The sequence below is a fragment of the Microcoleus sp. F10-B2 genome (assembly GCF_036704965.1).
Taxonomy (GTDB): domain Bacteria; phylum Cyanobacteriota; class Cyanobacteriia; order Cyanobacteriales; family Microcoleaceae; genus Microcoleus.
The window spans coordinates 1-17,031 of record NZ_JAUBTB010000122.1; the positions used below are offsets into that span (position 1 = coordinate 1).

15 protein-coding genes are annotated in these 17,031 nt (G+C 48.0%); 3 read left to right on the top strand and 12 right to left on the bottom strand.

Going from position 1 to position 17,031, the window contains the following annotated elements:
- Positions 1-173 precede the first annotated feature (173 nt).
- From QUA99_RS29360 to QUA99_RS29400, 9 genes are all read right to left on the bottom strand, one after another.
- Positions 174-569, bottom strand: a complete 396-nt coding sequence (locus tag QUA99_RS29360) for a type II toxin-antitoxin system Phd/YefM family antitoxin (protein ID WP_333244060.1) — start codon at positions 567-569, stop codon at positions 174-176.
- A gap of 147 nt (positions 570-716) precedes the next feature.
- Positions 717-2,375, bottom strand: a complete 1,659-nt coding sequence (locus tag QUA99_RS29365; protein WP_333244057.1) for a tetratricopeptide repeat protein — start codon at positions 2,373-2,375, stop codon at positions 717-719.
- 132 nt (positions 2,376-2,507) lie between these two features.
- The gene (locus tag QUA99_RS29370) at positions 2,508-2,810 is read right to left on the bottom strand and encodes a Uma2 family endonuclease (protein ID WP_333244054.1); all 303 of its coding nucleotides are present in this window, start codon (positions 2,808-2,810) and stop codon (positions 2,508-2,510) included.
- Positions 2,758-3,030 (bottom strand): hypothetical protein, encoded by a 273-nt coding sequence (locus QUA99_RS29375; protein WP_333244051.1) that lies wholly within the window; start codon positions 3,028-3,030, stop codon positions 2,758-2,760. The genes QUA99_RS29370 and QUA99_RS29375 overlap by 53 nt, the downstream gene beginning before the upstream one ends.
- Positions 3,031-3,374: 344 nt before the next feature.
- Positions 3,375-3,893 carry a Ycf51 family protein gene (locus QUA99_RS29380; RefSeq protein ID WP_333244048.1) on the bottom strand — a complete coding sequence of 173 codons (519 nt, stop codon included), beginning with the start codon at positions 3,891-3,893 and terminating at the stop codon, positions 3,375-3,377.
- A gap of 34 nt (positions 3,894-3,927) precedes the next feature.
- Entirely contained in the window at positions 3,928-4,989 is a 1,062-nt protein-coding gene (locus tag QUA99_RS29385) for an adenylate/guanylate cyclase domain-containing protein (RefSeq protein WP_333244045.1), read from the bottom strand.
- Positions 4,986-5,360: a response regulator gene (locus QUA99_RS29390; protein WP_333244042.1), complete on the bottom strand. Its 375-nt coding sequence runs from the start codon at positions 5,358-5,360 to the stop codon at positions 4,986-4,988. The genes QUA99_RS29385 and QUA99_RS29390 overlap by 4 nt, the downstream gene beginning before the upstream one ends.
- Positions 5,353-9,066: a response regulator gene (locus tag QUA99_RS29395; RefSeq protein ID WP_333244039.1), complete on the bottom strand. Its 3,714-nt coding sequence runs from the start codon at positions 9,064-9,066 to the stop codon at positions 5,353-5,355. Before QUA99_RS29395 ends, QUA99_RS29390 begins: the two co-directional genes overlap by 8 nt.
- A 302-nt stretch (positions 9,067-9,368) precedes the next feature.
- Entirely contained in the window at positions 9,369-11,882 is a 2,514-nt protein-coding gene (locus QUA99_RS29400; protein ID WP_333244036.1) for an MASE1 domain-containing protein, read from the bottom strand.
- 500 nt (positions 11,883-12,382) lie between these two features.
- Between QUA99_RS29400 and QUA99_RS29405 the strand changes: the two genes are divergently transcribed.
- Positions 12,383-12,544, top strand: coding sequence for a hypothetical protein (locus tag QUA99_RS29405; protein WP_333244034.1), 162 nt, complete (start codon positions 12,383-12,385; stop codon positions 12,542-12,544).
- Positions 12,545-12,618: 74 nt separating this feature from the next.
- Here the strand turns inward: QUA99_RS29405 and QUA99_RS29410 are convergent, their stop codons facing one another.
- Both QUA99_RS29410 and QUA99_RS29415 read right to left on the bottom strand, forming a co-directional pair.
- Positions 12,619-13,947 (bottom strand): ABC transporter substrate-binding protein, encoded by a 1,329-nt coding sequence (locus QUA99_RS29410; RefSeq protein WP_333244032.1) that lies wholly within the window; start codon positions 13,945-13,947, stop codon positions 12,619-12,621.
- 60 nt (positions 13,948-14,007) lie between these two features.
- The gene (locus tag QUA99_RS29415) at positions 14,008-14,958 is read right to left on the bottom strand and encodes an RsmB/NOP family class I SAM-dependent RNA methyltransferase (protein ID WP_333244030.1); all 951 of its coding nucleotides are present in this window, start codon (positions 14,956-14,958) and stop codon (positions 14,008-14,010) included.
- A 51-nt stretch (positions 14,959-15,009) separates the two neighbouring features.
- Here QUA99_RS29415 and QUA99_RS29420 point away from each other — a divergent pair, with 51 nt between their 5' ends.
- Together QUA99_RS29420 and fmt are read left to right on the top strand one after the other, a co-directional pair.
- Entirely contained in the window at positions 15,010-15,588 is a 579-nt protein-coding gene (locus QUA99_RS29420) for a Uma2 family endonuclease (RefSeq protein ID WP_333244027.1), read from the top strand.
- Positions 15,589-15,625: 37 nt separating this feature from the next.
- Entirely contained in the window at positions 15,626-16,639 is a 1,014-nt protein-coding gene (gene fmt, locus QUA99_RS29425) for a methionyl-tRNA formyltransferase (protein ID WP_333244024.1), read from the top strand.
- Here fmt and QUA99_RS29430 read toward each other — a convergent pair.
- Complete coding sequence (locus tag QUA99_RS29430; protein ID WP_333244021.1) at positions 16,629-16,934, bottom strand: hypothetical protein; 306 nt, start codon at positions 16,932-16,934, stop codon at positions 16,629-16,631. The two genes, fmt and QUA99_RS29430, sit on opposite strands and share 11 nt — an antisense overlap.
- Positions 16,935-17,031 lie beyond the last annotated feature (97 nt).

The following is a 17,031-nucleotide window of genomic DNA, read 5'->3' on the forward strand; positions in this document are numbered from 1 at the left end:
GCTGCCTATCTTTTTTTAGCACAAGTGGGTTAAATCTTTACGCTCTCTGGGTTTGGCGCGGGTTGTCACCCCCCCAGGTTTAATTGTACTATTTATTCAGATAACCCGGCGGTTGAAACCGCGTCTATACAAACCAACTCCCTCTCTAAGAGACTAAGAAATAAGGGAGATATTTAAGGTAGATATGGTTTACCGTCAGCTATGGTATAAATGTCTTCTTCGGCGTCTATGATCGAACCAAAATGAGGCTCGATTGCTACTGTTTTAATCCATTCAGGGTCGTGGAATGGCAAGCCATCAGCTAAAGTGTAGATATCTTCTGCTGAGTCTCTCAGAGAATCAAATGCCCGATTGCGGGTCGCAGCTTTTAGCCATTCATACTCTTGTAGTTTTGCTTTGTTAATTAGGGCAGCTTCTAGGGCTTCCAGTCGCTTCATGTCTGCATAAGTAATGATAGCAGCGATCGCTCTTCCTTCCTGTTCTATGACAATTCGTTCTCCAGTATCCTCGACACGCGCGATGAGTTCGGGAAATTTGTCATTGGTTACGGTTACATTTAGTTGAGTCATCTTTTACCTCGCTACTAATTCTTATATCATATCGTGTCCGCTAGCTTCGGTTGAAAAGTATTTTTGATGCTGTAGGGGCGGGTTTTACCAACAATAATCGCCTCAAACCGACAATCTCCTAAACCCGCCCCGCCCAAAGACCAATCCCTATCCTTGAATCAAGGCTTGAAACCGAGTATGCGATCGAATGCTGTCAAAATCCGAGTCAGTTTTTGCCATTTCTCGGTATTCGTCAGGATTCAGATTGATTGCTTGCTGCAAATTCTGAATCGCTTGGTCAATTTGACTCTGTAACGCATAGCAGCAAGCTTTATTATAAAATGCTGCGTGTAAATCTGGTTTGATTTCTAAGGCTTTGTCGAAGGAGGCGATCGCCTCTTCCCATCTTCCTAAATCCTCCAGTGCAACGCCCCGATGGTACCAGGCTTTGTAATAATCTGGTTTTAATTTTAAGGCTTTGTCAAAAGAGGCGATCTCTTGTTCCCATATTTCTAAATTATACAGTGCAACGCCCCGATAATACCAGGCTTGGTCATTATGTGATTTTAATTCTAAGGCTGTTTGGCCCAAGGAGGGGAGCTTTTTTTTCAATCTTCCTAAATTACCCAGTGCATTGCCCCAGGAGGCGAGCTTTTCTTTCAATCTTCCTAAATTACCCAGTGCAATGCCCCGATTGTTCCAGGCTTCGCCATCATCTGGCTTTAATTCTAAGGCTTTGTCGTAGAAGGTGATCGCTGCTTCAAATCTTCCTAAAGAAAGCAGTCCTATGTTCCTATCGAACCTGGTTTCGTGATAATCTGGTTTTATTTCTAAGGCTTTGTCGTAGGAGGCGAGCGCTTCTTTCCATCTTCCTAAAGAAAGCAGTGCTATGCCCCGATTGTACCAGGCTTCGTGATAATCTGGTTTTAATTCTAAGGCTTTGTCGTAGGAGGCGAGCGCTTCTTCTAATCTTCCTAAATCCTCCAGTGCAGCGCCCCTATTGTACCAGGCTTGGTGTAAATCTGGTTTTATTTCTAAGGCTTTGTTGTAGGAGTAAATCGCTTCTTCCCATCTCCATAAATCATTCAGTGCAATGCCCCGATTATTCCACGATTCGTCATCATCTGGTTTTAATTCTAAGGCTTTGTCGTAGCAGGCGAGCGCTTCTTCCCAGCTTCCTAAAGAAAGCAGTGCATAGCCCAGATTGTACCAGGCTGCGTGTAAATATGGTTTTAATTCTAAGGGTTTGTCGTAGGAGGCGAGCGCTTCTTTCCATCTTCCTAAATTACCCAGTGCATTGCCGCGATTATACCAGGCTGCGTATAATAAATATCGTTTTAAGTCACAGGCGTTGTCGTAGGATACGATCATATCTTCAAACAAGCCTAAATTACCCAGTGTATTGCCACGATCGTACCAAGCTGCGTGTAAAGATGGTTTGAATTCTGAGGCTTTGTCATAAGAGGCGAGCGCTGCTTCAAATCTTGCTAACTTAGCCAGTGCATAGCCAGGTTCGACCCAGGCTTCGTCTTTATCTGGTGGGAATTCTAAGGCTTTGTTGTAGGAGGCTATCACTTCTTCAAACAAGCCTAAAGAACCCAGTGTAACGCCCCGATTGTACCAGGGGTTGTCATCATGTGGTTTTAATTCTAAGGCTTTGTCGTAGGAGGCGAGCGATTCATCAAATCTTCCTGAACTATCCAGTGCATTTCCCCGATCGTTGCAGGCTTCTGGATCGGGTTTCATTTCTAAAGCTTTGTCGAAAAAGGCGGTTGCTTTTTCAAACCAGCCTAAGCCTAAATTGTACAGTTCCTTCCAATCAATCATTTCTAACCTCCTGGATCAAGTTGTTTAAGACAACGTGAAATTGCTTAATTCCTTTAATCAGCCGAGGAAAATCTTAATAATTTTAAAGTATTTTTTGCAACTTCAATGTTGCTCCAGACTAACACAACCGAACTAAGCTGACAATACCTGAGCCTCCGTCAGCACTGATTCTGCAAAAGTGGGCGAAACAATAGGTTCGTTATCTCTAAACTGAGTGCGCTGATATTTGCCTTCAGCATTTAGAGAAAACACAAATAACGTCGGAATTTTCAGGTTTCCCAAATACTCTCTTTTGCCAATTGCTAAATAATCAATAATCCAGTATTCAGCAATTGCCAAGCCTTCATATTCCTCTAGCTTGTCAACATAATCATCTTCCCAATTAGTTGATACTACCTCGACAGCTAACTGAATTCGGCGATTCCAGTGCGGCATAAGCTTTGCGTTCACCACGCCACAAAGTGCGATCGAGAACACTGACATCAGGAACTCGTCCTTGTTCCGTACCTTCTTTTGTGCTAGTTTTGATGGTGATGCCTCGTTTTACTACATAGTTGAGTTTCAGGCGATCGCTCTCTTGATAAAAGTGTCTGTCTGTAAATTCACCAATATCATGATTTCTGGTAATTGCTATTTTGACAATCTCTCCGTTCACCAATTTTTAAAGACTATCTTCCGGGAAAATTGCAATAAATTCGTTAAATTTTAATTTTTGTTTGGTGGTTGCAATCATTTTTTAAATAATCCCTAAAGTTGCAGCCATATCCTCGGTTCTGCGTTACCAGGCTTTGCTTGGAAACGATTAGTTTCTTATTCTCGCGTTGCGCGGAATTTGTTTGTGTAGTAGCGATTCCCAATTATTTTTTCAGCACTTACGCACTACGACCAAAGAAACCGGGTTTTTTACCGAATCTGCGCGTTACAACGAATAATTTTGGTAAAAAACCCGGTTTCTGAACTCCTATGCGTAAGTCCTAAGAATGCTGCTGCACCCTACTTTTAAGCTTGATATTTTTTCAGAATAGCGACTTTTTCGGGGAAGATTTCGATCGCCATTTTGTCATCATAACGAGTCGCGAGCGATCGCCTCACCTCGCCCAAAAACAGCGGCTGCGACAGCCCAGGTTCAGGATGTACAACTGTACGAACCCGGATTGTCATGTAGTCTCTGCCCCGCCCGGAGCGCCCTGGAGAGTACAAATCCGCAGCAGCTTGCCGCATCGTTGCTTCTAATTCTGATTCGGTGATCGTAGGTGGCACAGTAACTACTGTTTGAGCGCCGCCTGTATCGTAAACTAAAGAATAGCGAACTGCACCAGGAATTTCTGTGCGGGAAAACAGTCCCAAACCGAGACCGAATATACTCGCAGCAATCACGCCCATAAAGCTTGTCACTCCTACCAATCGGAAGCGAAAACCCCATTTGAAGATAAATGCTATAACTGTTAGAATAGCTAAAGCTCCTGTCAGAATTGCCGCCCATTGGGCGTACATTAAAAGGTTAGAATTTACGCTCATTTGTCAATTTGGTAATTGGTCATTTTGTCATTTGTCATGAGGCGTTTCGGGCCACAAGCAGATAAGTCATCATATCGCCTTTCCCCTTCACTGGAATCACGCCCCGCTCCTCAAAAACGTACTTATCGCGCAGGCGTTCGTAGGTAGCAACTGTCACCTGAATGCTGCCGGGGACGCCTTGAGATTCCATCCGGGAAGCTGTATTTACCGTATCTCCCCACAAATCGTAAGTAAATTTTTTAGTACCGATTACCCCAGCTTCTACCGGGCCTGTGTGGATGCCGATGCGAATGCTGAGCGGCTGACCTCCCTTGGTACGCATCTTAGTCATTGCTGCTTGAATTTCCAGCGCCATTTCGGCGATCGACTCGGCGTGGTCGTCGCTGGGCGTTGGCAAACCGCCAACTACCATATAAGCATCGCCGATCGTCTTAATTTTCTCAAGTCCGTAGCGCTCGGCCAACTCGTCAAAAGCCGAAAAAATCTCGTTGAGCAACTCCACTAACTGGGCCGGCGACAAATGAGCCGAAAGCTTAGTAAAACCGACCAAATCGGCAAACATCACTGTTACCTCAGCGAAACTGTCGGCGATCGTAATTTCCCCGTGTTTGAGGCGCTGCGCGATCGCCTTCGGTAAAATATTTAACAGCAAACGCTCCGACTTTTCCTTTTCCTCGGCCAACTCCCGTAAATACGCCTGTTCCTTATCCCGCAGGCGCTTCTTTTCCAGACAAGCGCTAATCCGAGCCTTGAGCAATACCGGATTGAACGGTTTAGAAAGATAATCCTCCGCCCCCAACTCTATACACCGCACGATACTGTCGATATCGTCCACCGCCGAAATCATAATCACCGGGATGTAGCGCAACTTCTCGTCCGCCTTCAGATTTTCCAGCACCTGATAGCCGTTCATTTGCGGCATCATAATGTCTAGAAGAACCAAATCAAAAGGATCTCTTCGCAACAGTTCCAGAGCTTGGAGACCATCTTCCGCAACAGTCACTGCATGGCCTTGACGCTGAAGTCGGCGGGCCAGCAAATCGCGGTTTACCTCATTGTCGTCAACAACCAGCACGCTGCCCTCGTCACCTTTCATGTCATAGCCTCTTTCAGAAGCGTTTCAATTTTACTCAAAAGTCGGGGAAACTCGACCGGTTTGGTGTCGTAGTCGTTGCAGCCTGCGGCCAGACACTTTTCACGGTCGCCAGCCATTGCGTGAGCCGTCAGGGCAATCACCGGAATCATGCTAGTTTCAGGAGCAGCCTTAATTTGCTGGGTTGCTTGCCACCCGTCGAGGACTGGCAGACTCATATCCATCAGAATCAAATCCGGTACTTTCGCCAGGGCCATCGACACCCCCTCAGCACCGTCAACAGCAATAAAGACCTCGTGTCCCTTGCGGGCCAGACGCCTGGAAAGCATATCCCTGTTCATTTCGTTATCTTCGACCAACAGGATTTTAGCCATTGGTGTTCTCCTTGCCTTTCGAGTCGTACCTGCGATCGAACCTGTCATTGACTATAGAGCGAACATCGCGCAACAAAGTATCGCAACTGTAGACTCCCTTTTGTAACACCCGATCGACACAACCGTTTAGCTGCTGACTTTCGGCCGGTGTCAGGTCTTTCCCCGTGAGCACAACAATCGGTATTGGATCTCCAGAGTACGATTTGCGAAGTTCGCCGATCAACTCAAAACCATCCATTTCTGGCAACATCAAATCCAGCAGGATCAGATGCGGTCGGGCAATTTCTAGCTGAGAGAGAGCAGCGCGCCCGCTGTCAGCCTCCGTTACTGCCCAGCCTTGTCTTTCTAGTATGCGTCGCAGTATTTCCCGCGTGGCAACGTCGTCTTCCACAATTAGAATCTGACAGGTCCAATTGTTAATTGCAACGCCGTCTTGGTCGCGTCGGTACTTGTTCAACAAGGCAGCCAGCCGTTTGCCGTCCACTGGTTTGGTGAGGTAGTCCGAGGCACCCAATGCAAAGCCGAGGCTTTTGTTGCCAACAAAGGATAGCAGGATTACGGGAATTTCGGCAAGATCGGGATCTGCCTTCAGCGCCGATAGTACCGCCCAGCCGTCCATTCCGGGCATGATCACGTCGAGGGTAATGGCGTCTGGCCGCAGTTGCTTAGCCAGCCGGAGAGCTTGCTCGCCACCGCCGGCGACTTCTATGTGCAGTCCTTGGCGAGCGAGGGCGCGCTGGATCAAATCCCGCGAGATCGGGTCGTCGTCAACTACCAGCACCGTGCCGACAGCGGGGGCGACCGGAGGGCTAGTGCTGTCGCGGACTTTGTTGGGGATTTCCGGGTGTTTGATGGCACTGGGCAAGAGTACGGTGAAAGTGCTGCCCTCGCCCAAGGTGCTGCTGGCCTCAATGCTGCCACCCATCATCTGACAGAAGCGCTGGCTGATAGCCAGTCCCAAACCAGTGCCACCGTACTTGCGGGTAGTCGAGGCGTCAGCTTGGGTGAAAGGTTGGAAAACTCGCTGCAATTGCTCTTTTGTCATGCCGATACCGGTGTCGGCGACGCGGAAACTTAAAAATTCGGAGTTGGAAATTAAAATTTGGGAAGATTCTTCTTGATTTTTCATTCTTAAGGGTTCATTTTTAATTCTTTCCACTCCGATCGCAATTCTCCCGTTTTGGGTGAACTTCGCAGCGTTGCTGAGCAAGTTCAGCAGCACTTGCCGAACTTTGGTCATGTCCGCGTGCATGGTGTCGAGGTTGTCTGGACAGTACACTTCTAGGGTATTACCGTTTTTCTCGACCAGCGGCCTGGCCGTGGCGACAGCACTTTCAATTAAGGCATGGATGTCGAAGGTTTCTAAGTAGAGATCCATTCGGCCTGCTTCAATTTTAGAGATATCTAGGATGTCGTCGATCAGGTACAGCAGGTGTTTGCCCGCGCTGCAGATTTTTTCGAGGTCGGGGACGGATTCGCAACTGCCCAATTCTTCGGCTTCTTCTTTGAGCATTTCGCTGTAGCCGATGATGGCATTCAGAGGTGTTCGCAGTTCGTGGCTCATGTTGGCGAGAAATGTGCTTTTTGCCCGATTGGCGGATTCTGCTGCTTCTAGGGCCGACTGCATGGCGGATTCTGCTTGTTTGCGATCGGTGATGTCTTGGACTGTGCCTTCGCAGTACAAAACGCTGCCGGTTTCGTCGCAGACGCTGCGGGCGTTTTCGGAAATCCAGATTGTGCTGCCGTCTCGGCGGTATATTTGGGACTCAAATTTTGACACTTGGCGGCGCGCGGCCAATTGGGCTATAAACTCGGTGCGTCGCTTGGGGTCTACGTAAAGTTGGCGGTTGAGGTTTGCCAGTTCGGCGAGCATTTGGGTAGAGGATTCGTAGCCGTAAATGCGGGCTAGTGCGGGATTGGCACTGAGGTAGCGCCCGTCTGGGGTGGTCTGGAATATGCCTTCGACTGCGTTTTCAAAGATGCTGCGGTATTTTGTTTCGGCTTGTCTCAAGGCTGCTTCTGCTCGCTTGCGCTCTAGGGCATTGGCGAGCATTTCTCCTACCATTTTTAGCTGTGTCGATATTTCGGTTGCTCGACCTGCTGTTTGCTTTAAGCCATCGAATCCGAGAAATCCTACTAGGTTTTTACTATAAATTAGGGGAATAATTATCAGCGATTGAATATTTTTTAGCTGTCTTTTAAATTCTAAATTATTTAGGGAAGCGCCCATCGAAGGTATTGAGGCGATTGCTGTTTGATTGGCTGTTTGGGATGGGGATTCTGTCGGGAATTGGGCGGGATTTTGACGGATAAAATAGGCTATTTCGGCGATCGCTGGGGGTGCGAGTTCGCCGATTTCTGGAATGTAGAGGCATTCGGCGCGATCGAGTTTTTCTGCGATCCAAGGGATTTGTGCGATGTCTATTTTTTGGTCGGTGCTGTCTTTGATTTCCGGAATGCCGTCAGCGCACCACTCGTAGGTTTTGTCGGCGCGGGTTTTGTCTTCTGATAACAGGTAGATGTAACTGCGGTTAAAGCCGGTGAAGGTGGCGATCGCTTCCAGAGTTCGATCGATGCTTTTGTCTATTTCTGATAAGGGCTGGCCGATAAAATTGGTTGACAAACTGGCAATCAACTGAGCGAATTTTACTCTACATTCCAAATATTGTGCTACTTTTTTGCCATCGGTAACGTCTCGAAAGCTCCAGACTCTGCCGACTGTCTGCGCTCCGACTTTTGATGGCAACGAATTTAATTCGATAATTTTTCCGTCTTTAAATTCTAATAATTCGCGGATTTGAGTATCTGGATCTGCCGACACTTCGATCGCGTTTTGGAGAAATCTTTGGGGGTCTTTTAATTGTTCCCTGGCGAAGGGGAATCCTGTGTCGATCGTGTTTTTGACTGTGCCGAAGGTCGATCGGCTCAACTTTCCCGGGCTGGCGGACAAACCCCACATCTCGACAAATTTATGATTGTAATTGCATACATTGCCGTTTCTGTCAACCGCGAGAATTCCAGCATCTGTAGATTCTAGAACTGCTTGCAGCATCGCAAGCGGTTCTTGGTGTTTTCTAATGTCAAAAAACACCAAGACTGAGATTTCGCCGCCCTCAACTGCGGGATGGAAAAAATAGGAAACTGGTAAAATCTGGCCGTCGCGGCACAGAAACTCGTCGTCCCAATTGCTGCAAGGTTGACCGGAGGCGATCGCCTCTTGTAAACCTAGTGTAGGTGCGATCGCCGCATCTTCATTGTTGCTGGGCGACTGTTTGGGATCGTCTGTCAAAAGTGCGAATTTCTTGTCTTTCTTTTGCTTCCTGATGCGTTCTAGCAGGGAAACACCTGCAAGTTCCGACTCTCGCCACCCCAGCAAGCGTTCGGCCTCTGGATTCACCGAAATTACAAACCCTTTCGCGTCAAGGATACACAATCCCGCCCCCAAACTGTTGACACTTGCCCGCAGTCGATCGAATTCTGAAGCTGTTGGAGAGTCTTGAGGGGACTCGGGGGAGGAGGCAAAATCCTGCTGCGCCACCGACTGGGAGCTCAAACAAGCTTGCAGCAGCGGTTCCTGCTGGCTCCGAGTTCCGTCGTAGCTACAACTTACCTGCTCTAAGAATAGCTGCCACTGCTCGGCAGTGGGAGGGGGAGACTCGCTGGCTAAACCTAGCTGTTCGAGTTGGCGCTGGAGTTGGGGATGCATAATTTCTGGCGCTTTGTAGGCAACTTTCTACAGTATATCTTTTTAATTAATAGTATTATATATACGCAGGTATACAGTTAGTCGAAAGGTACGGGAGCGAGCAAATCCTAGGTTTTATCGAAAAGCTTATCGAGCATTTCTGCTATCCAAAATATTTAAAATTGTGCTAATTCTATTTAGATCCTAACAGCTTTATTGATTTGGCTATATGTTGAAAATCTCGATACCTGATAGCGAAAGAATCAGCAAATTGCGGAGGCTAATAAAATTGGCAACGCTCGCAAAGAAATGTCAATAAATTATTATTTATCAGACTTTTCGGTTGAGAGCGGAATGTCGGTGAAAATAGCTGGCAGCCTAATTGTAAAAGTAGAACCTTTATCCAACTCGCTGAATGCGGTAATGTCTCCGCCCATCATTTCGCAGAATTTCTTAGTAATCGTCAGCCCCAAGCCAGTGCCGCCGTACTTTTTAGTAGTTGAGGAATCGGCTTGCGTGAAAGGATCGAATATTTTGGCTAACTGTTCCGGACTCATGCCAATGCCGGTATCTTTGACCGCAAACACGATCCAATCTTGAGGGGAAGACAAGGGAGACGAGCTATTTTCTGCTTTGCCACCTCCTCTATACGCTCCAAGTTTTTTGCGTCTCTTGGCAGCCTCGGCGGGGGTTTCGAGGGATCGGGTAACGGCGAAGGTAATCGTGCCCGAGCAAGTAAACTTCGAGGCATTGCTGAGGAGGTTGAGCAGGGACTGGCGGAGTTTAGTTAAGTCGGTCTGCATTGAGCCAATATCCTCGGGGCATTGTATTTCTAGGATATTGCTATTTTTGTCTGCCATCGGCGCGATCGTGGCAACTACTTCCTCAACCAGAGTTGAAATGGTGAAGGTTTCGACGTGCAAGTCGGTGCGGCCTGCTTCAATTTTAGAGAAATCGAGAATATCTTTAATCAGCGCTAGCAAGTGCTGGCCGGCCGTGTTAATTCTCTGGAGGTCATCGATGAACTCTTCGGCACCGAGGTCTCGGGCGTCTTCTTGCAGGATCTCGCTGTAGCCGATGATGGCGTTGAGGGGAGTTCTGAGTTCGTGACTCATGTTGGCGAGAAAAATGCTTTTGGATCTATTTGCAGCTTCGGCGGCTAATGCGGCCCGGCGGAATTCTTCGGAACGCAAGCGTTCGGTGATGTCGCTGGTCATGATTAAAACGCACTGAGTGCTGCCGAGGTCGATGAGTTCGACTGACAGCAGCCAGTCGCGCACTTCGCCGGTTTTAGTGCGAATTTTGATTTCTTGGTTGCCGATCGAATTTTGTGCTTGCAAAATCTGGGCTAGCCGCCGCCCCTCTTCTGAATTGACAAATATCCCTAAGTCGTTGGCGGTGCGGCCGATAAATTCGTGCCGCAGCCAGCCTAATGAGCGCAAAAAGCTTTCGTTGGCATCGAGGAAGCATCCGTCTGTGAGGGTGCAGATGCTGATGCCGACTGGGGAGGCGTGAAAGGCCTTGGAAAATCTTTCTTCTGAAGAACGCAGGGCGGCTTCGGCCCGCTTTCTGTCTGTGATGTCTTGGACGGTGCTGGTGATGTACATGGAGTTGACGGCGGCTTGTTCGTAGACTGTGCGGTGGCTGCCGTCGGGGAGTACGAGCCTGTAGTCGATGCTGTAAGGCTGTTGCTCAAATAAAGCGGCTTCGATCGAGGTTTTGACTAATTCTCGGTCTTCGGGGTGTACGTATTCCAAGAAGGCTTCGAGGGTGGGTTCAAAAGTGCCGGGCCGCTCTCCCAGGATGCGATAAATTTCCTCTGACCACCGCAATTGCTGGGTGTTGCGGTCTAAGTCCCAGTTGCCTAGTTGGGCGATGCGCTGGGCGTTGGCGAGGCTGGCTTCGCTGGCGCGCAGGGAGGCTTCTGCTTGGTGGCGTTCGGCGACGGTGGCGGCTAAGACTAAGCCGGTGACGGCGATGACGGCGATGAAGGCTTGGAGGGATAACAGTGCCTGGGGGATGCTGCTGGCGTGTTTGAGAAAGGGGCCGCTGCCTCGGGCGATGCCCCAAATGGCGAAGCCGCAGAGGATGAAGTTGGAGAGGGCCGTGTAGCGCTGGCCGAATCGAAAGGCAGCCCAAACTACTAGGGGAAATGGTAAGTATTCGAGGGGATAGCGGGCGTAGGCGGCGCGGGTGCGGGAGCAGAAGACTAGCCAGCCGACTGCTAGCAGCAGCAGCAGCCAAATCGCTCGTTCGGCAATCTGTTTGGGACGTGTGGGGGCTTTGGGCAATTGTTGCCACGTCAGCAGCAGCGGGGCGACGAGCAAAATTCCCATAGCGTCTCCCACCCACCAAGTCCCCCAAATCGTGCCCAAATTGCTCCAGCTAGATAAACCGGTCAGGCACACGACGATACTGCCGATGCTGGAGTTGATCGAGGTAGATCCCAAGGCTGCTAGTCCGACTATTCCTAAAACGTCTTTGAGCCGATCGAGCCCGGCGCTAAAATTAATGCTCTGTAGCAGATAAGTTCCCGTCCACGCTTGCAGGCTTCTGGCGCTTGCCGAGATCAATGCCGTGCCGATGTTGGCCGACGGTACGCTCATGCTGAACAGGAAGCCTCCGATCGCGATTCCCGGCCACAGTTGCCGCCCAAACAGCAGCAGGGCGACTTGGGCAATTCCTGCTGCTGGCCACATCGGGTAAATTTCTGAACTGAGGGTGAGGGTGGAAATTGCGAATTGCGACGCCAAATAGTAGACTAGGGCGATCGCGCCTACTGCGAGGAAGTACCGCCAGGAATGTCCTTTGATGGCGTTAAGGAACTTTGTCTGCATTGTCGTTTCGGGAAAAGGTGGACGGTGGTTGGGGTCTCAGTAGGTGGCACGGGACAGGCACAGGGTAGGTAAAATGTTTCTATTAGGTGATGGTAGGTCATGGGTGGTAGGTAGGGGGAGAACCTTTTGAGCTAACTTTTTGTGGCGCTGTTGAGGGTTCGGTTTTTTTTTGCTGTGCGATCGCATCTGTGCGTGAATTTCGGGAGCATCCCTTTTTTGCCAATATATCTGTGATGGCTGAAGATTCGGTCTGTAGATTTTTGGTTTTTGTTAAAGATTTATTACCGAGCGACTGCCGGTGTTTTTTCATGTTGGGCGATCGCAACTCAATTCACCCTAACATTTTTCACCATGCTCAATGATACCTAAGAAACCGATAACAACGAGGTAAAATCTCTGCGTTCAGCTAACTCCGGGGCAAGCAACCGGGTTTCTGATTAGAAGTGCAGGCGGGAGTTATTTTCACTAGATTTTCGACCAATTAATCGGGGAGCATCTCAATGAAAGCAGTTAAGCTAGAAATTGGAGTTTTAAGGCCCGAGGCTGCGGGGCCCGAGGCTGCGAGGCAGGAGGAAAGAGGAAGAAGGAAAGAGGAAGAAGGAAAGAGGAAGAAGGAAGGAGCCAGAAGAAGTGTTTTTACAAATATGAGATGCTCCCATTAATTGAGGCTTCAAGTATTGCGATCGAATACAGTGAAAGCGGAGAAGTTACAGCAAAAAAAAATATTTTCCCTTCTCTATTTCCCTTTTGCTGTTGCAGTATCTAAGGTTAGTGTCAAACGCTCTTGAGCTTCTTTAAGGGCGTCTTGGGGGTTGCGGCCGAGAAGGGTTGCTTCTATGGCGCGGCCGAGGTTTTCTGACAGGCGGGAGTAACCTGAGATAATGGGTCGCGCTCTGGCTGAGTTCATTTGCTCTAAAAATACTCGCAAAACAGGGTTTTTTTCCACAAAGCTTTGATAAGCTTTGCTCTGTCTCGATTTTAAGTTAATTGGCAAGTAACCTGTTCCCAATGCCCATGCTGTTTGGAATTCTTCACCTAGAACGTATTCTAAGAATTCTAGGGCTGCTCGCTCTCGTTCTGGGGAGGTTTTCATTAAAAATAGGTTTTCACCCCCAACAACGGCTGCGGGGCGTTTGAGGGCGGGTATCGGCATCACTGCGTAGTCGATCGCGCTTTGCTGCAATTGTGCTAGCGTCCACGGCCCGGTGATTTGCATGGCGACTTTGCCGGCGATGAAGTTGTCGAGTTCGTAACCGCGTTCTGGTGCTGACAGTATTGCTGAACCTTCTTTTAACAAGTCGCTCCACAATTCTAAGGCGGCGCGAGAACCGGGATTGTCTATTTGGGGTACGGGAGTTTGAGGTGTTGCGGCTTTGAGTTCGCCGCCGGCGCTGAACATGAATGGCAGCCAGGTAAATACTGTCCATTCTCCTTTGCCTAGGGAGAGCACTATGCCGTGTTGGTCTGTGCGGCCGTCTCCGTTGGTGTCTCGGGTGAGCGATCGGGCTGCTTGCTTGAATTGCGCCCAATTCTGCGGAACTTCTTTGATTCCTGCTGCTTTAAATAAGCTGGGACGGTAAAATATGGCGGCGTTGTTTGTGGCTAGGGGAACTGACCAAGTATGTCCGCCCAGTTCCATTGACTCGAATAGTGCCGGGTAGATTTCGGCTTTGCGGGGCGATTTGTCTAGCCACTTTTCTAAGGGTTGAATTGCGTTGAGTTCTGCTAGTTTTCCGGCAATTGTGGGAACGTTAAACAGCAAATCTGGCGGCGCATTTCCTACTATTGATGTGAGAATCTTTGGCAGTTGTTGGTCTGGCTGACCGATGTAAATTGGTTCTACTTGGATCTTGGGATGTGTTTTATTGAATTTGTCTGTGAGGGTTTTAAATACGTCGCGATTGGGCGGGGGGTTGATGCCGTGCCACAGTGTAATCTTAATTTTTTCGCTGTTTTTTTCTGGGCTTTCACAGCCGCTTAATATTAGCAAATTTAAAATAACTAAAATGCAAACAGCTAGTTTTAGTTGCATTTTGATGGCTTTGGATAATTTGGATAAAATCATTTTTTAGTTGTATTAAGGTAAGTTTTTTTACCGCAGATGAACGCGGATGGACGCGGATAGTTAGAGGTTGGTAAAACGGGTTAATTCTAGAAAATCTGCGGGTAACTGATTTGTCTGTCCTGCTGAGGTCTTTTGAAACAAAACTGTGAAAGCTCCGGCTCCTAGTTTATCTTGCGGCCACATCCGATAGCAAGGAATTTCTGTCAGGTGCGATCGATATTTTTCTAAATGCGGAACAGTGACTGGCCCAAATTCGGGAAATTTGCTTAACAGCCATTCGCTGACTCGTTCGTTTTCTGCGGTTGAATAAGTGCAGGTCATGTATGCAAGATAACCTTGGGGCGCTACAATTTTAGCAGAATTGGCTAAGATTCTTTTTTGGCGGTTGGCATTGCTGTTGATGGTGACATGATGAAAGCAGCCGGGTGCTTTGTCTCCTTTTGCTAAGAGTGATTGACCAGTACAAGGAGCATCTACTATTACTAAATTAGCAGTTTGTGGTATTTTTTCGGCAAGTATTTTTGAATCGACGTTAGCGGCGGCGGATGGTAGAATTTGGCAGCGTCTTAAATTAGAGATCAGCATTCCCATGCGTTTGCCTATGACTTCGTTGCACAACAGGAATTCTGGGTTTAATGTTTTCCAGGCAAATACACTTTTACCTCCGGGGGCGGCGCACATATCTAAGATTAGTTTGATTGGTTGCGGTATTGTTAATAAGGAGGAGGCGGCGAAGATTGAGGAAAAGTCGAGACAGTAGTAATTTCCGGCTTGATGTAAGGAATGTTTTCCGGGCTTCGATTCTAAGGCCAGTCTATCTACAAATTCTGGTTGCCAACTAACTGGATCTTCGAGAATAAATGGGTTTTCTGTAGGTTTTGGTTGCAGCCACAAGATGGCAGGATTAAAAGGTTGGGGATTTGTGACGGCGTGAATAAACTTTTCTTGTTCGGCGGTGTCGGCAAATAAGCTGCGGCTGAGTTTCAGCAGGAGATTCGACGGGCTTTCCATGTTCTGACAGATATGATAAGATTGAGATGAACACTAAAAACTGTAAATCAGATGATAATTCCTAGTGTAGAACAGTTAGATTTAACTTGGGAAGAATGGATGCAAAATCCTCCTGACGGGACGGAGTGGGCGGACGGTAAAGTTATAGTCAAACATCCTGTAGAATTTGTCAATGGAGAAGTAGTTGGGAAACCGGGAATGACTGCAAAGACTCGCCGGATTCAAGCTAGATTAGTACGATATTGGGGCATTTACATGGATTCAAGCGGCCAAGGGGGCGAGGTTTATGTGGAAGTCACTTGTCAAACGATGAAAAAAGGGCGAATACCCGACGTATCTTATATTACTCCTGAACTGTTGGCGCAAGTTGGGGAGTTTTCAGTTTTGCCCCAGAGTTTTCCGCTGCTAGCTGAGATTGTTTCGCCTAGCGATTTTGCAGATGATGTTTTTGCTAAGGCACAGGAGTATTTAGAATCGGGATGTTTGGAGGTTTGGCTGCTGTTTCCTAAGAGTAGTTGGGTGTTAGTAATTACTCAAAGTCAGGTGGTTTTGTTCAAGCCTGGTGAGGTGGCGACAACTCAGGTTGTTTTGGCAGGATTTAGGGTGGCGGTGGATGAATTAATGGCGTAGTTTTGTTGTTATTATTGTACGAAATAAGTAAAAATCTATGAAAATTGTCTTTTTTGGCACTCCCGACTTTGCTGTTCCTACTTTATCCAGTTTGCTAAGTCATCCCGAATTCGAGGTTGTGGCTGTGGTGACTCAGCCGGACAAACGCCGGGGAAGAGGGAATCAATTGATGCCTTCACCTGTAAAAATGGCGGGTTTAAATCACCACCTCCCGGTTTGGCAGCCGCAGCGAATCAAGAAAGATGCTGAAACAATTGCCAAATTGCGGGAAGCGGAAGCTGATGTTTTTGTGGTGGTAGCTTACGGCCAGATTCTTTCTCAAGAAATACTGGATATCCCTAATTTGGCTTGCGTTAACGTTCACGGTTCAATTTTGCCGAAGTATCGCGGTGCCGCGCCGATTCAGCGGTGTCTTTTTGACGGGGAAAAGGCGACGGGAATTACCACTATGCTGATGGATGCTGGCATGGATACTGGGGCGATGCTGTTGAAGGCTTTTGCGGGGATTACGCTGTTAGATAATGCTGATTCTTTGGGTGACAGGTTGGCGGAACTTGGGGCGGATTTGTTGATAGAAACTTTGATTAAATTGAGGGATGGGGAAGTTAAAGCTGTTGTTCAAAATGAGGCTGAGGCGACTTACGCGCCGATGATTAAGAGTGCCGATTGCGTGTTGGATTGGTCGAAAAGTGCGATCGCGCTTCACAATCAAGTTAGGGGCTTTTTCCCGGATTGCACGACCAGTTTTCGCGGCAATTCTCTGAAGGTGATGGCTACTGTGCCCGTGGGGCCGGAATATTGGCTGCAAATGCCACCCGATTTGAGAGTTTTGGAACGCGAATGGCCTGTTTTGTCGGAGTTGTCTGGGGAAAATGGGGCTGTTGTCAAGGTTGTGAAGGGCTTGGGGGCGATCGTCCAAACTGGTGATGGTTTATTATTGTTGCGGGAGGTGCAGTTGGCGGGGAAAAAGGTGCAGTCTGGGGTGGATTTTGCGAATGGAACTCGGTTGGCTGTAGGGGAATTTTTTGGGAAGGCGGGAGTTACGGGTTAGGTAGCACCTGAAACGGTTGATTGTTTTTTTCCCACTGTTGAATAGCTTCATAAAGTTGTGTTTTGCAGAAATAAGAAGATTCGTAGGCAAGTCTTAAGTTTTGTTCGAGTACATTTGGCTCAACTGTTTTGGAGTTGCACGAACCTAATGCTTTGCAAAGTGCGATCGACAAAATAGAAATTATATCGTGACCGCAACAAACGTGCCACATATCTTGAGTATCTGTTTTTAAGTTCTCCATATTTGCTCTAATTTCTTGCTCGTCAAGTCCCGGGTTTTGAGACTTGTTTTTCACAGTTTGAATCAAGTTCGATTCATTTAACCCACATTCCGCAGATATTCAAGCAGATTTCATTTCAAAGAAATTCAGAATTGCCAAAACCTCAAATGAT